The sequence below is a fragment of the Paraburkholderia sp. BR14320 genome (genome assembly GCF_040948665.1).
GTDB classification, from domain to species: domain Bacteria; phylum Pseudomonadota; class Gammaproteobacteria; order Burkholderiales; family Burkholderiaceae; genus Paraburkholderia; species Paraburkholderia youngii.
The window spans coordinates 1-429 of sequence record NZ_JBFPKG010000271.1 but is presented as its reverse complement, the minus strand read 5'-3'; the positions used below and the strand labels follow the sequence as shown (position 1 = coordinate 429).

Annotated in this window: 1 protein-coding gene; it reads left to right on the top strand. The window is 64.6% G+C overall.

Annotation, left to right across the window (positions count from 1 at the left end):
* Positions 1–429 (top strand): ATP-binding cassette domain-containing protein (locus tag AB3X89_RS40270; RefSeq protein ID WP_368588063.1); only part of this gene is annotated, 429 nt, incomplete at both ends.

The following is a 429-nucleotide window of genomic DNA, read 5'->3' as shown; positions in this document are numbered from 1 at the left end:
ACCTGAACCGTCGCAGCCGCGAACAGTTTCGCTGTATCCAGATCGTGTTCCAGAACGCCGACACGGCGCTCAACCCGACCCATACCGTCGAGCGCACGCTGGCGCGCCCGTTGAAGTTCTATCACGGTATGAAGGGCGAGGCCGCGCGGCGCCGCGTCGCCGAACTGCTTGGCCTGGTGCGCCTGCCAGCCGAACTGGCGCAACGTCGCACCGGGGAGTTGTCGGGCGGGCAAAAACAGCGCGTGAATCTCGCGCGGGCGCTGGCCGCCGAACCCAAGCTGATCCTTTGCGACGAAGTCACCTCCGCGCTCGATACGGTGGTCGGCGCAGCCATTCTCGAACTGCTGCGCGATCTGCAGAAAAAGCTCGGCGTGTCGTATCTGTTCATCACGCACGACATCGCCAAGGTGCGCGCGATCAGCGACGACA